The sequence below is a fragment of the Sphingomonas sp. Sphisp66 genome, assembly GCF_047324325.1.
Lineage (GTDB): Bacteria > Pseudomonadota > Alphaproteobacteria > Sphingomonadales > Sphingomonadaceae > Sphingomonas.
The window spans coordinates 1,225,912-1,238,914 of sequence record NZ_CP168508.1; the positions used below are offsets into that span (position 1 = coordinate 1,225,912).

Consider the following 13,003-nt stretch of genomic DNA (forward strand, 5'->3'; position numbering starts at 1 on the left):
TTCGGGAGATGGGTCCACGCTTTCGCGGGGATGACGAAGAGGGTGTCGGGGACCCAGCAATCCACCCGCTCGTTGACGTAGCCCCACGGCAAGGTTAGCCCCCGCACCGATGACCACTTTCCTCGACTTCGAGAAGCCGATCGCCGAGCTTCAGACCCGCATCGACGAGCTGCGCCAGACCGCCGAGGGCGGCGCAGTCGACATCGACGCGGAGATCGCCCCGCTCCAGGCCAAGGCGGAAAAGCTCCTGCGCGACACCTATGCCAAGCTCACGCCCTGGCAGAAGACCCAGGTCGCGCGCCATCCCGAGCGCCCGCACTTCAAGCATTATGTCGCCGGGCTGATCGAAGAGTTCATGCCGCTGGGCGGCGACCGCGCCTTTGCCGACGACAATGCCATCCAGGGCGGCCTTGGCCGCTTCCGCGGGCGCCGCGTGATGGTGATCGGCCATGAGAAGGGCGACGACACCGCCAGCCGCCTCAAGCACAATTTCGGCATGGGCAAGCCCGAGGGCTATCGCAAGGCGATCCGCCTGATGCAACTCGCCAACAAGTTCAACCTGCCGGTGATCACCCTGGTCGACACCTCGGGCGCCTTCCCGGGCGTGCAGGCCGAGGAGCGCGGCCAGGCCGAGGCGATCGCGCGCTCGACCGAGGCCTGCCTCAACCTGGGCGTACCCTTGGTCGCCTCGATCCTCGGCGAAGGCGGCTCGGGCGGCGCAGTGGCGCTCGCGGCGGGCAACACCGTGCTGATGATGGAGCATGCGGTCTATTCGGTGATCTCGCCCGAAGGCTGCGCCTCGATCCTGTGGCGCACCGCCGACAAGGCGGCCGATGCGGCGGAGGCGATGAAGGTCACCGCGCAGCACCTGAAGGAACTGAAGGTGATCGACCGGATCGTGAGCGAGCCGCTGGGCGGCGCGCACCGCGACCAGGGCGCCGCGGTCCATGCGCTGGGCGATGCGATCGAGGAGTCGCTGCAGAAGCTCGACGGCATGTCGCCCGAGAGCCTGCGCCAGGCCCGCCGCGCCAAGTTCCTGGCGATGGGGCGTATCTGAGGAAAGTCTGGGGAACGCGCGGAAGGGCGCATTCCCGGCCGTAGAGCCCTGGGCCCGCGCTTAGCGGATCGGGGCGCTGTGCTCGGTGGCCGCGATGCTCGCACCGAGCATGCCCAGGCCCTGCACGACCGCGAGCACCGCGCAAAGCGCGAGGAACGCGACCACCGCGATCTCGATCGGCGTCACCGCCTTCTTGGAGGATAGCTGCTTCATCCTGTCCTTATAGGACGCAAGGTCTGTACGCCGGCTTAAGCGGGCGGTCCGGCGCGGTTCAGGAAAAATACGAGGTCGTGGATTTCCGGGGCCCGATCCCGGGAGCCCAGGCAAGAAAAAGGGCGGCGGGAACCTGTCCCGCCGCCCGATTTCGTTCGCTTCGTCGGAAGGACTTAGACCTTCATGCTCGACGAAACGTTGGTGAAGGTCGACTTCAGCGAGTTGCCGAGGCCCTGCATGGCGGCAATCGCGGCGACGGCGATCAGAGCGGCGATCAGGCCGTACTCGATCGCGGTGGCGCCCTTGGAATTCTTCAGGAAGTTGCGGATCTTCATGATCATAACCGGTCTCCAGTGTTCAAAAAACAGCTTCATTCACCCGGCCTCCCCGGAAGACTCCGGTTCGGCGAGTCGAAACTACGATCTGGAAGTAAAGAAACGGCTAAGGGCGAGTGTTACGGCGCCGTAACCAAATCACGACTGAGTCGAGGCCGCCTGCACCTTGTTGGTGACGTTGCCCCACATGCTCGTGGTCTGGTTGGCCACGCTCATCAGGCTGACCATCATCGCGATGACGATGAGGGCGAGGATGAAGCCATATTCCACCGCGGTCGCGGCGCGGCGGTCGTGCATCACTTCACGGATCGCTCGTACAAAGGCTCGCATCTCGGGCACTTCTTCTCCAATGGTGGCGTGATTTTAGCCAAAGAGCCTTAACGAAAAGCTGATGGATGCGTCTGACATGTTGCTCGTGGTCGCTGCCGCACTGATCGACGGGGAGGGCCGCGTGCTCCTCCAGCAGCGCCCGCCTGGCAAGCCGATGGCGGGGCTGTGGGAGTTCCCCGGCGGCAAGATCGAGCCGGGCGAGAGCCCCGAATCCGCCCTGGCGCGCGAGCTGCACGAGGAACTGGGAATAACCCTTAGCGGTGAAGACCTGAGGCCGATCGCCTTCGCCAGCGAACCCCTGGCCGGCCGCCACCTGCTGCTCCTGCTCTACACGCTGCGCATCTGGCAGGGCGAACCCCAGGCCCATCACGCGACCGAGCTGCGCTGGGTGACCCCGGCCGCTATGCGCGACCTGCCGATGCCGCCGGCGGATGTGCCGCTGGTGGAGGCGCTGGTGGGGGTGGGGTGAGGGGCTTGGCTATCGTGTGGTCTTGTGGTGACTTAGGCAGCGCGAGCAACTAGAGCTATGATACGGATGTCACAAAAAGAAGACTCTTAAAAAATTCTCGGATGAAGGGTGAGATAGGGGGTAAAGTTGGCGCTAACAGGAAAAATTGACGTGCCTACTTTTAACGGGGCACTCCCTATAGCAATCGGTGCTGGCACAAGTCTTGTGTTCGTTGGTGCGAATGGAGCGGGAAAAACTAGGCTTGGTGTCTTTTTAGATACGAAGCTATCCGAATCTGGGATTGAAGTTCATCGAATTGCTGCCCATCGGTCGCTGGATCTTAATCCAGGAATCGTTCCCCCAAGTTTTGAGACCGCGACTGCTCGCTTGTTTTATGGGAAGGATGACGGAAACTATAAAAATAAGCGTATTTATAGGTACGGGCAAAAGCCTGAGACGGGTCTGATATCTGACTTTGAGCATTTGCTATCTGCTTTGTATGCTGAGAACAACGATATTTCGATCAAATATCGGCAAGATGTAGGTTTAAATGGTTTTCTTCCTCCTCCAAGGGCAAAAATTGATACGCTGAAGGAAATTTGGGAAAAGGTCCTGCCACATAGGGAGATAGTTGTTCTTGGGAATAATATAAGAACAAGAATACCTGGCGGTGACGAGTATTCATCATCGGATATGAGTGACGGGGAGCGTGTAGTATTCTATCTTATCGCGCAGGCATTGCTTGCGAAGCCAGATACGCTGCTCATTTTTGACGAGCCCGAGTTGCATATAAATCGTTCAATACTCGCAAGGCTTTGGGATGAAATTGAGTGCAATCGATCCGACTGTTGTTTTTTATATATTACGCATGATGTTGAGTTTGCTAGCTCGCGACATGCGGCCACAAAATACGCCCTCCGAGCTTTTCGGCGAAAGCCAGATGATGCCTGGGATATTGAAATCGTGCCCGAGGACAGCAGCCTACCCGATGACGTCGTTGCGACTATCGTAGGCAGTCGCCTTCCAGTCCTGATAGTTGAGGGAGATGGAGGTAGTTTGGACTCCGCTTTATATCGGCGTGTCTACGACCTTTTTACTGTCATCCCCGCCGGCTCCTGCGAACAGGTGATTCACTCCGTCGCAGCATTTGCCGCTAGGCCCGAATTGCACCGCGTTGGGTGCGCGGGGCTAGTGGATGCGGACGGCCGTACGAGCGAGGAGGCTGCATATTTGGAGGCTAGGGGAATTTACTGCCTTCCGGTTTCTGAAGTCGAGAATCTGCTATTGCTGCCGGGAGTATTCCTTGCGCTCGCAGCGGCGTTAAAATTTCCTGCTAACGATGCGCAGGCGAGACTAGCCACGCTTCGTGATGTGGTATTCACCCTTGCTGCTCAGCAGATTGACGCCATCTGCCTACGATATACGAAGCGTCGCGTAGACGCTGAGATGAAAAAGATAGGTCTATCGGGGAACGATATCGTAGCACTGGGTGCGAGCTTCCGGCAGGCTACAGAAAATATCGAGCCAAACAAGATATTTGAGAAGGCCAAAGTAGACTTGGAGGCTGCGATAGCATCTCGAGAATATGAAAAGGTTCTATTGGTTTACGATAATAAAGGCCTCTTGAGTGAGGCGGCTAAGCTGCTTGACTTCCAGCAGAGGCCACTTGAGGAATTCGTAGGGCGGACTTTGCGATCGGACGATAGTTCCGTGCTTCATTCCGCTTTAAGAGAGTATCTTCCAACTGTTGTGGCTAGGCCGTGACCACGTCACTGCAATAGGTCTACCCCTTCCCGCGCAAAGCCTCCGCCAGCGAAACCGTAGCGCTCCCGCGCCGCGCCGGCCTGGGCTGGGACTCGTCCGGCGCCCAGCCGGTCAGGTAGACGATCTCGAAGCGCTCGGCGGTCTTGCCGTCCGGGTCGGCGCGCTCGGCGAAGCCCTCCGCTGCCCGGGCCAGGGTGCCGCGGGTCAGGGGCGGGGTGCCCGGCAGCAGGTTGGTCGCCGCCATGCCGCGCAGGTCGCTCAGCAGCGAGAAGATGCTCGAATAGCGCACGGTCAGCGGCTCGACATCGGCCACCGGCAGCGCGAAGCCGGCGCGGCTGAGCAGGTCGCCGGCGGCGCGCACGTCGATCTGGGGGTGGAAGCGCGCCACCGGGCGCTCGCCCTCGGCCTTGAGGAAGACGCTGCGCAGGGTCGCCAGCGTGCCCGCGCCAAGGAAGGCGCCGAGGAACAGCCCGTCGGGGCGGAGCGCGCGGCGGGCGAGGGCGAGGGCGCCCGGCACGTCGTTGACCTGGTCGAGCACGCCGATGCTCACCACCAGGTCGAAGCTGGCCTCGGGAAAGGGGTGGCGGTCCTCGTCGGCATGGACGCCGCCGGCCTGCGCCGCGAAGGCCGCGCCCGCGTCGATCCGGGTGATGGCGGTGCCGGGCAGGTCGAAGCCGCCGCCGAAGCTGCCCAGGTCGAGCACGTCGCGGAAGTCGCGCTTCACGCCGACCAGCCGGTCGTGGATCCCCTCGAGCATGTGCTCGCGGACAAAGCCCTCGTAGCGGCGGGCGGCGCGGTCGCGGCGCTTGCGGCGCAGCGCACGGTCGAAGATCTCGGCGGAATCAGTCGGTCCATTCTGGGGCATGGCGCGCTTGTGCGCCCGCGTGCCGCCGGGGACAAGGCGGGGATGGCGTGGAATCTGCCCCTTGCGCGTCCGCTGGCATGGCCGGTTGCCCGGCCGCTTGGGCGAATCGCCGACCTGGCGCTGCCGCCGCGCTGCCCGGGCTGCGGCGCGATCACCCCGGCCGACCATCGCTTCTGCGCCGCCTGCTGGGGGAGCCTGGCGTTCCTCGGCCCGCCCTGGTGCGCGGCCTGCCATCTGCCGTTCGGGCATGACCGGGGAGAGGGCGCGCGCTGCGCCGCCTGCATCGCCGCGCCGCCGCCGCATGACGGGATCCGCGCCGCGGTGGCCTATGGCGAAGTGGCGCGCGGGGTGGCGCTCAAGCTCAAATATGCCGGGCGGCTCGCCTGTGCCGAGACGATGGCGCGGGCGATGGCGCGGCTGATGCCGGCGGAGGCGGAACTGCTGGTGCCGGTGCCGCTGCATCGCTGGCGGCTGTGGTCGCGGGGGTTCAACCAGTCGGTGCTGATCGGCGCGGCGCTGTCGCGGGCGCATGGCGTGCCGCTCGAGGCGGAGCTGCTGCGCCGGGTGAAGGCGACGCCGGTGCTGCGCGGGCTCGGCGCGCGGGCGCGGGCCAGGGCGGTGGCGGGGGCCTTTGCGCTGGCGCCGGGTGCCCGGGAGAAGCTGGCGGGGCGGACGGTCGTGCTGGTCGACGACGTCCATACCAGCGGCGCGACCGGGGGCGCCTGCGCGCGGCTGCTCAAGCGGGGCGGGGCGGCGAAAGTGATCCTTCTGTGCTGGGCGCGCGTTCTGGACAGCGAGGAAAGCCCGGATTGACAAGCGACCCGGGCGACCACAGGTGTACGCTGCAATGCCCAAGATCGAAATCTACACCAAGGCGTTCTGCCCCTATTGCTACCGCGCCAAGGCGCTGCTCGACGGCAAGCACGCCGAATATGAGGAGATCGACATCTCGATGGGCGGCCCGCGCCGCGCCGAGATGATCGACCGTGCGCATGGCCGCACCACGGTTCCCCAGGTCTTCATCGCCGGCAAGCATATCGGCGGGTCCGATGATCTCGCGGCGCTCGATGCCCGCGGCGGGCTCGATCCGCTGCTCGCCTGAGGGCGGGCCGGTGCGATGATCGTCTTCGACCTCAAATGCGGCCAGGGCCATGTCTTCGAGGCATGGTTCGGATCGAGCGCGGCCTGGGAAGGCCAGCGCGCCGCCGGGCTGGTCGCCTGCCCGATGTGCGGCAGCGCCGAGGTGGAGAAGGCGGTGATGGCGCCGAATGTCGGGGCGAAGGGCAACCAGGCGCCGACCGTGGCGGCCCTTGCGGCCTCGGGGGAGGCGCCGGTGCCGCCCGAAGGGATCAAGCCGGCCATCGCCGCGCTCGCCGCGGCCCAGGCCCGGGCGCTGGAGGGCTCGCAATGGGTCGGCACCGGCTTTGCCGAGAAGGCGCGGGCGATGCACCTCGGCGAGGCGCCTGCCGCCCCGATCCACGGCCAGACCAGCGCGGCGGAAGCGAAGGCGCTGATCGAGGAAGGCGTGCCCGTCGCGCCGCTGCCGCTGCCGGTGGTGCCGCCCGAGGCGTGCAACTGAGCGGCCACCCCTAACCTACGTTCATTGCGCGGACATTCCGGCAGCGTAATCATGTGCCGGCCGGACGCGCGTCATTGCGGGTCCGGGGATGAAGAGGGGACCATCCATGACGCCATTGCACCTGATCCTGCCCGTCGCCGCGCTGCTCTCGGCCTCCGCAGTGCCGATGCAGCAGAGCTGGCAGCGCTACACCCAGCCGACCAACCTTTCCGCGGAACTGCCCGGCGCGCCCGAACGCGTCGATGTCCGTAACGAGGCGATAAAGAGCCGCGTGATCCAGCTCAACCATACCGGCCGCGACGCGAACGGCGATTTCCGGTCCTTCTATTTCCTCCAGGTGGTGATCGCCGACCATCCCTTCGACGTCGACGCGAAGATCGCCGCGGACATTGCCGAGGCCAAGGGCGGCGGCGATGCGGCGGTGGGGAAGACCTTCGTCAGCCAGCGCGCGCTCAAGCCGTCCGAGATGCCGCTGCCCGGTATGCGCGGCACCGAGCTGGTCTACACCTACAGCGGCTTCGGCTCGGACGGGAACCAGATCGAGACCTCGCGCAACATGTATGTCGGCAACAAATGGCTGTCGGTCTCGGTCCGCCATTTCGAGAAGGACAGGAGCTGGCCGAAGGACCGCTTCTTCAATTCGGTTACCTGGCGGCCTTGACGCGCCGGAACGCGCGCTCCGGCGATTGACCGCCGGGGCGTGCATCCCCTAGGGCTTGCGCCGTGCCTCCGTAGCTCAGCAGGATAGAGCGACGGTTTCCTAAACCGCAGGTCGTGAGTTCGAATCTCGCCGGGGGCACCATTTTCGGCCATCCCGCCGCGCGCCCGTGCCGGATTTCGCGATCAGCGCCCTTGCGGCTGCATGTCATAAACCTGTAACGCGCACGCTTGTCCCTCGGGAGCCGTTGCCATTCGCCAGATTGCCGCCTTGCCCTATCGTACCGAGGGCACCACGATCGATGCGCCCGTGCGCGTCCTGCTGGTGACTTCGCGCGAGACCGGCCGATGGGTGATTCCCAAGGGCAATCCGCCCAGCGGCATCACCCTGCACAGCGCCGCCGCGCTCGAGGCGAAGGAGGAGGCGGGCGTGCTCGGCCTCGTCTGCCCGACGCCGCTCGGCACCTATCGCTATCGCAAGAAGCGCCCCAACGGCGCCTCGTTGATGTTCGACGTCGAGGTCTTCCCGCTGGCGGTCAGCGCCGAGCTGTCGTCGTGGAAGGAGCAGTCGCAGCGCGAGCGCCGCTGGTTCAGCCTCGCCGAGGCCGCCGACGCGGTCGACGAGGAGGATCTGCGCGACCTCATCCGCTCCTTCGGCCCGTCCGAGTTCAAGGCAGCCACCCAGCGCATCGGCATCCTCGCCGCTGTCGCCGAAAAATCGAAAGTGAAATCCATGTTCGCCTGGTTCCAGCGCCTCCTGCCCAAGACGGGCAATTTCTTCGAATTGTTCGAGGCGCACGCAGTCACCGTCGCGGCGGGCGCCGAGGCGCTCTCCCGCCTGGTGCAGGACGGCAACCGCGACCATGTCCGCGAAGTGATAGAGCGCGAGCATGATGCCGACGAGATCATCCGCGAGATGCTGCGCACCGTGCGCGAGACCTTCCTGACGCCGTTCGACCGCGGCGCGATCACCTCGCTGATCGGCTCGATGGACGATGCGATCGACGAGATGCAGGCCGCCGTCCAGGCGATCGACCTGTACGAGGTCGCGAAGTTCGAGCGCGAGATGCAGGACATGGTGGCGATCATCGTCGATGCCTCGCGCCTGGTCGTCGAGGCGATGCCGCTGCTGCGCGACGTCGGCCGCAATGCTGCGCGCCTGCACGAGCTCACCGAGCGGCTGGTCCGCATGGAGAGCCATGCCGACGAGATCCACCGCGACGGCCTGAAGCGCGCCTTCAAGGAGCTCGGCCCCGTCGATGCGCTCAGCTTCTCGGTCCAGCGCGAGATCTACAAGCATCTCGAGCGGATCGTCGACGCGTTCGAGGATGTCGCGAACGAGATCGATGGCATCGTCATCGACCACGCCTGATCGAGGCCCAGAGCGATGCACGAACTCGCCCTCCCGCTGCTCATCGGCCTGATCATCGTCGCGCTGGCGTTCGATTTCCTCAACGGCCTGCATGACGCCGCCAACTCGATCGCCACCGTGGTGGCGACGCGGCTGCTCAAGCCGGTCCACGCCGTCGCCTTCGCCGCGGTGTTCAACTTCGCCGCCTATTTCCTCACCATCGCCTTCCCGGCGCTGCACAAGGTGGCGGACACGATCGGCCAGGGGCTGATCGACAAGAATTTCGTCACCCCTGGGGTCGTGTTCGGCGCGCTGATCGGTGCGATGTTCTGGAACGTCGTCACCTGGCTCAAGGGCATCCCGTCCTCGTCCAGCCACGCACTGGTCGGCGGGATGATCGGATCGGGCGTCGCCCATGCCGGACTGACGGGCGTGAAGTGGACCGGTCTCAACAAGACGCTGATCGCCATCGTGCTCTCGCCGACGATCGGCATGATCCTGGCGATGCTGGTGATGCTGGTCACCTCCTGGCTGTTCATGCGCGCCAATTCGCGCACCGCCGAGCGCAGCTTCCGCACCCTGCACCTGATCTCCTCGGGCGCCTATTCGCTGAGCCACGGCCTCAACGACGCGCAGAAGACGATGGGGATCATCACCGTGCTGCTCTATTCGACCGGCTATCTGCACGGCGAGTTCCATGTGCCGCACTGGGTGGCGATCTCCTGCTACATCGCCATCGCGCTCGGCACGCTGAGCGGCGGCTGGAAGATCATCGAGACGATGGGGAGCCGCATCACCAAGCTCTCCCAGCACCAGGGCTTCAGCGCCTCGCTCGCTGGCTCGATCGTGCTGTTCACCGCTTCGGCGCTCGGCATTCCGGTCTCGACCACGCACACCATCACCGGCGCGGTGATCGGCGCGGGCACGGCGCGGCGCGCCTCGGCAGTGCGCTGGGGCGTGGCGGGCAACGTCATCACCGCCTGGATCATCACCATCCCCGCCTCGGCGGCGGTGGGCGCGCTGTTCTACGCGCTGACCCTGTTGTTCTGATTTGCACCAACTAGATCGTCATCCCCGCGAAGGCGGGGATCCAGGGTGGCAGAGCGACGTCCCTTGTGACTCTGGATCCCCGCCTTCGCGGGGATGACGGGCAGAAAGCCTTTTCCGACGTAATAGCGAGGGGAGGGGCAGGGCGCCCCTCCGCCTCAATGCAGCGCGAGCGTGCGCGAAAGCAGGGTCTCGGTGATCGCGCCGAAGCGCGCCGGCTCACCGAATGCGCGGGCGGACAGCATCGCGCCATAGACCGCCGACATGAACGCGTCCGCCTCTTCCGCCGGGGAACGGACCAGCGTCACGCTGCCCTGGCGCACGCCGAGCGCGAGCAACTGCGCCAGCCAGCTCGTCAGCTCGGCGAAATGCGCGCGCACGGACACCGCGACATCCTCGGGCAGGCTTGGCAGCTCGGCGGCGAGCATCGCGGCGACGCAGAAGGGCGCGCTGTTGTCGAGGATGCAGCGCTCCCAATAGTGCGCATAGGCACGCAGCTGCGCGCTCGCATCGGGCTCGGCCTGGGCCAGCGCCTCCACCTGTGCGTGGATCAGCGAGCGCGAATGGTCCACCACCGCCTTGGCCAGGTCGCTCTTGCCGGCGAAATGGTGATGGATGCTCGCCTTGCGGATGCCGATCGCCTCGGCGATGTCGGCATAGCTGAACCCGTTATACCCGCGCGTCATGATCAGGTGGCGCGCCTGATCGACGATCTGCTCCGCCGTGCTTCGTGTCATTTTCCTACCTTCCAATAGGTAGGTATTCGCTTGCGCTGCGCCCGGCAAGGGGCTAGCGGCCTACCAACTGGAAGGTAGATTGAAGGATTCGCAAATGTCCCATGTCATCGAGCAGGGTGCCGCCACCGCCGCGCCGCAGGTTTCCGCGGGCGAGGCCATCCGGCTCCGCAACTATTATCTGCTGCGCGCGCTCGTCTCGGCGGTGTGGGTGGCTGCCGCCTTCACTGTCGGCAAGGATCTCGGCTGGGTCGCGGCGCTGCTGCTGATCGTCTATCCGGCCTGGGACGCGTTCGCCAATCTGATCGACGCGGCGGGCAGCGGCGGGCTGGCGCGCAACCGCACCCAGGCGCTCAACACCCTGGTCAGCCTTGCCACCGCGCTGGCGGTCGCCGCGCGGATGGGCGACATGCACGCGGTCCTCGCCATCTATGGCGGCTGGGCGATCTTCGCCGGCCTGCTCCAGCTCGGCACCGGGGTGCGGCGCTGGAAGGCTTACGGCGCGCAATGGGCGATGGTGCTGAGCGGCGCGCAATCGGCGCTGGCCGGCGGCTTCTTCATCTCGCGCTCGCTGGGATCGCATTTGCCGGGCATCACCGACATCGCGCCCTATGCCGCGTTCGGCGCCTTCTATTTCCTGGTCTCGACGCTCTGGCTGACCTTCAGCCGGAAGGGGTGAGGCGGAAGGGGCGAGGCGTCAGGGCGTGAGCCGGACGACCTCGCCATCTTCCTTGGCGAACTGCTCCGGCTGGCACTCGAGCAGCGACAGCACCACCTCGGACGGGCGGCACAGCTTCGCCCCCTTCGGCGTCACCACGATGGGGCGGTTCACCAGGATCGGATGCGCCAGCATCGCCTCGACGATCTCTGCGTCCGGCGTGGCGGGATCGAGCAGGCCCAGCTCCGCTGCGGGCGTGCCCTTCTCGCGCAACAGGTCGCGGGGGGCGACGCCCAGCGCAGCCAGCAGTTCCTGCAGCAGCGCGCGTGTCCATCCCGCCTTGCGGTACTCGACGATGGCAGGCGCGTAGCCGGCGGCTTCGATCATCGCCAGCGCGTTGCGCGAGGTTCCGCAGTCCGGGTTGTGATAGATGGTGATCGGAAAATCGTCGGTCATTCCGGAGCTTCCTTGCTGAACAGCCAGCCGAAAAAGGCGACGGCCGTGACGGCGCCGGCGATCTGCCCGGCGATGAAGAGCGGGACGGAGGCCGGCGCGATGCCGGCGAAGGTGTCGGAAAGGCTACGCGCGACCGTGACCGCCGGATTGGCGAAGGAGGTCGAGGCGGTGAACCAATAGGCAGCGGTGATGTAGAGGCCGACCGCGGCGGGGGTGAACTCGGGGCGGGATCGCTGCGTGCCCAATATCGTCCCGATCAGGCCGAAGGTCGCGACGAACTCGGCAAAGCCCTGGGACGGGCCGTCGCGCAATTTGGTCGAGACCTGCAGTAGCGGCTCGGCGAACATGAGATGCGCGGCCCATACACCGGTCACGGCGCCGAGGAACTGCGCACCGGCATAGCGGATCGCCGCGGGGCGCTCGATCTCGCCGCGCATCCAGAAGGCCAGGGTCACCGCCGGGTTGAAATGCGCGCCGGATATCGGGCCGAACAGGTGGATCAGCACGATCAGCCCCGCGCCGGTCGCGATCGTGTTGCCGAGCAGGGCAATCCCGTCGATCCCGGCAGCGAGGCGCGCGCCCATGATGCCGGATCCCACCACGATGGCGAGCAGGAGCGCCGTGCCCATGGTCTCGGCGGCGAGGCGGCGCATCATGGCTGCGGGCAGCAGCCTTGCGCGACCTCGGCAAGCGGTGCGCAGATTTCGGGTTGTCCCGCGCAGCAATCGGCGACGAGGAAGCCGAGAAGGTCGCGCATGCCGCCATAATCGGCAGAATAGCGGACCGACCGGCCTTCGCGCCGCGATCGGATCAGCCCGGCATGGCCCAGGATGGTCAGGTGTGTCGATAGCGTATTGGGCAATACGCCGATCTCCCGCGCGATCTCGCCGGCCGGCACGCCGTCTGCGCCCGCGCGCACCAGCAGGCGGAAAACGGCGAGCCGATGGCCATGGGCGAGGGCGGACAGCGCCTCGACGGCAGCGGGAATCTGCATCAGCAGCAGGCCTTGGCGGGCGCGGGGGCGGGGCAGCAGGCGCCCGCGCTGGGCTCAGGCAGAACTTCGTCCTCACCATAGGCGGTCGAATCGCCATGGGTGAAGAAGGTTTCCCAGCGGACGCCCGCCGTGTCGGTCACCCAGGACTTGTCCGATCGGGCATAGCAGCAGGTCGTGGCGTCCTGGTCGAAGGTGGTCGATCCTGCGGCCTTCAATCGCGTCGCCAGCGCGGCGAGATCATTGGGATTGTCCACCTGCACGCCGACATGGTCGATGCCGGTGGCGCGGGCACGCGAGGAGATGGCTAGGTTCACGCGCGGATCGTCCAGCATCCATTTCGCGTAATCGTCCTTCACCACCACGGGCGGCGCGTCGAAGAGCGTGCTGTAAAAGGCAATGGCGTCATCGATCGAGGGGACGCTGATGTGAAGATGTAGCCGCTTCATCCCGGACCTCCTTGCTTCGATACTTCGAATATCGTCGAAATATCGATTCGGTAAGGCGGAATGGGTTTG

Annotated in this window: 19 protein-coding genes and 1 tRNA gene; 11 read left to right on the plus strand and 9 right to left on the minus strand. The window is 65.5% G+C overall.

Translation table 11 applies throughout. The features are described 5' to 3' along the window. Positions 1-109: 109 nt before the first annotated feature. Positions 110-1,057, plus strand: a complete 948-nt coding sequence (locus ACEN8G_RS05880) for an acetyl-CoA carboxylase carboxyltransferase subunit alpha (RefSeq protein WP_413417403.1) — start codon at positions 110-112, stop codon at positions 1,055-1,057. 60 nt (positions 1,058-1,117) lie between these two features. On the opposite strand, the gene ACEN8G_RS05885 is transcribed toward ACEN8G_RS05880, so the two are convergent. From ACEN8G_RS05885 to ACEN8G_RS05895, 3 genes are all read right to left on the minus strand, one after another. Next, the gene (locus ACEN8G_RS05885; protein WP_413417401.1) at positions 1,118-1,270 is read right to left on the minus strand and encodes a hypothetical protein; all 153 of its coding nucleotides are present in this window, start codon (positions 1,268-1,270) and stop codon (positions 1,118-1,120) included. 173 nt (positions 1,271-1,443) lie between these two features. Further along, positions 1,444-1,608, minus strand: coding sequence for a Flp family type IVb pilin (locus ACEN8G_RS05890; RefSeq protein WP_307119571.1), 165 nt, complete (start codon positions 1,606-1,608; stop codon positions 1,444-1,446). Between the two features lie 135 nt (positions 1,609-1,743). After that, positions 1,744-1,935 carry a Flp family type IVb pilin gene (locus ACEN8G_RS05895; RefSeq protein ID WP_307119572.1) on the minus strand — a complete coding sequence of 64 codons (192 nt, stop codon included), beginning with the start codon at positions 1,933-1,935 and terminating at the stop codon, positions 1,744-1,746. Positions 1,936-1,996: 61 nt separating this feature from the next. On the opposite strand from ACEN8G_RS05895, the gene ACEN8G_RS05900 reads away from it, so the two are divergent. Further along, positions 1,997-2,404: a (deoxy)nucleoside triphosphate pyrophosphohydrolase gene (locus ACEN8G_RS05900; protein ID WP_413417399.1), complete on the plus strand. Its 408-nt coding sequence runs from the start codon at positions 1,997-1,999 to the stop codon at positions 2,402-2,404. Between the two features lie 150 nt (positions 2,405-2,554). Beyond that, entirely contained in the window at positions 2,555-4,147 is a 1,593-nt protein-coding gene (locus ACEN8G_RS05905; protein ID WP_413418698.1) for an AAA family ATPase, read from the plus strand. 19 nt (positions 4,148-4,166) lie between these two features. On the opposite strand, the gene ACEN8G_RS05910 is transcribed toward ACEN8G_RS05905, so the two are convergent. Then, on the minus strand, positions 4,167-5,012 hold the full coding sequence (locus tag ACEN8G_RS05910; protein ID WP_413418700.1) for a methyltransferase domain-containing protein: 846 nt from the start codon (positions 5,010-5,012) through the stop codon (positions 4,167-4,169). Between the two features lie 42 nt (positions 5,013-5,054). On the opposite strand from ACEN8G_RS05910, the gene ACEN8G_RS05915 reads away from it, so the two are divergent. From ACEN8G_RS05915 to ACEN8G_RS05945, 7 genes are all read left to right on the plus strand, one after another. Beyond that, a complete protein-coding gene (locus ACEN8G_RS05915) occupies positions 5,055-5,825 on the plus strand; it encodes a double zinc ribbon domain-containing protein (protein WP_413418702.1) in 771 nt (256 codons plus the stop codon). Between the two features lie 34 nt (positions 5,826-5,859). Continuing rightward, positions 5,860-6,114, plus strand: a complete 255-nt coding sequence (grxC, locus tag ACEN8G_RS05920) for a glutaredoxin 3 (RefSeq protein WP_413418704.1) — start codon at positions 5,860-5,862, stop codon at positions 6,112-6,114. Positions 6,115-6,129: 15 nt separating this feature from the next. After that, complete coding sequence (locus ACEN8G_RS05925; RefSeq protein WP_413740754.1) at positions 6,130-6,591, plus strand: DUF1178 family protein; 462 nt, start codon at positions 6,130-6,132, stop codon at positions 6,589-6,591. Between the two features lie 106 nt (positions 6,592-6,697). Further along, positions 6,698-7,252: a hypothetical protein gene (locus ACEN8G_RS05930; RefSeq protein ID WP_413418708.1), complete on the plus strand. Its 555-nt coding sequence runs from the start codon at positions 6,698-6,700 to the stop codon at positions 7,250-7,252. A 64-nt stretch (positions 7,253-7,316) separates the two neighbouring features. Further along, positions 7,317-7,393: transfer RNA gene (locus tag ACEN8G_RS05935), tRNA-Arg, on the plus strand. 126 nt (positions 7,394-7,519) lie between these two features. Further along, entirely contained in the window at positions 7,520-8,620 is a 1,101-nt protein-coding gene (locus ACEN8G_RS05940; protein WP_413418710.1) for a DUF47 family protein, read from the plus strand. Between the two features lie 15 nt (positions 8,621-8,635). After that, complete coding sequence (locus tag ACEN8G_RS05945; protein ID WP_413418712.1) at positions 8,636-9,649, plus strand: inorganic phosphate transporter; 1,014 nt, start codon at positions 8,636-8,638, stop codon at positions 9,647-9,649. 155 nt (positions 9,650-9,804) lie between these two features. Here ACEN8G_RS05945 and ACEN8G_RS05950 read toward each other — a convergent pair whose 3' ends face one another. Next, a complete protein-coding gene (locus tag ACEN8G_RS05950; RefSeq protein ID WP_413417954.1) occupies positions 9,805-10,383 on the minus strand; it encodes a TetR/AcrR family transcriptional regulator in 579 nt (192 codons plus the stop codon). 94 nt (positions 10,384-10,477) lie between these two features. On the opposite strand from ACEN8G_RS05950, the gene ACEN8G_RS05955 reads away from it, so the two are divergent. Continuing rightward, entirely contained in the window at positions 10,478-11,059 is a 582-nt protein-coding gene (locus ACEN8G_RS05955; RefSeq protein ID WP_413417956.1) for a DUF308 domain-containing protein, read from the plus strand. Positions 11,060-11,077: 18 nt separating this feature from the next. Here the strand turns inward: ACEN8G_RS05955 and arsC are convergent, their stop codons facing one another. Genes arsC through ACEN8G_RS05975 form a run of 4 tightly spaced genes read right to left on the minus strand, consistent with a single transcriptional unit; the run spans position 11,078 to position 12,934 of the window. Continuing rightward, positions 11,078-11,494, minus strand: a complete 417-nt coding sequence (gene arsC / locus ACEN8G_RS05960) for an arsenate reductase (glutaredoxin) (RefSeq protein WP_413417958.1) — start codon at positions 11,492-11,494, stop codon at positions 11,078-11,080. After that, complete coding sequence (locus ACEN8G_RS05965) at positions 11,491-12,150, minus strand: MIP/aquaporin family protein (RefSeq protein WP_413417960.1); 660 nt, start codon at positions 12,148-12,150, stop codon at positions 11,491-11,493. The genes arsC and ACEN8G_RS05965 overlap by 4 nt, the downstream gene beginning before the upstream one ends. Beyond that, on the minus strand, positions 12,147-12,488 hold the full coding sequence (locus ACEN8G_RS05970) for an ArsR/SmtB family transcription factor (protein WP_413417962.1): 342 nt from the start codon (positions 12,486-12,488) through the stop codon (positions 12,147-12,149). Before ACEN8G_RS05970 ends, ACEN8G_RS05965 begins: the two co-directional genes overlap by 4 nt. Next, on the minus strand, positions 12,488-12,934 hold the full coding sequence (locus ACEN8G_RS05975) for an ArsI/CadI family heavy metal resistance metalloenzyme (RefSeq protein ID WP_413417964.1): 447 nt from the start codon (positions 12,932-12,934) through the stop codon (positions 12,488-12,490). Before ACEN8G_RS05975 ends, ACEN8G_RS05970 begins: the two co-directional genes overlap by 1 nt. Positions 12,935-13,003: the final 69 nt, after the last annotated feature.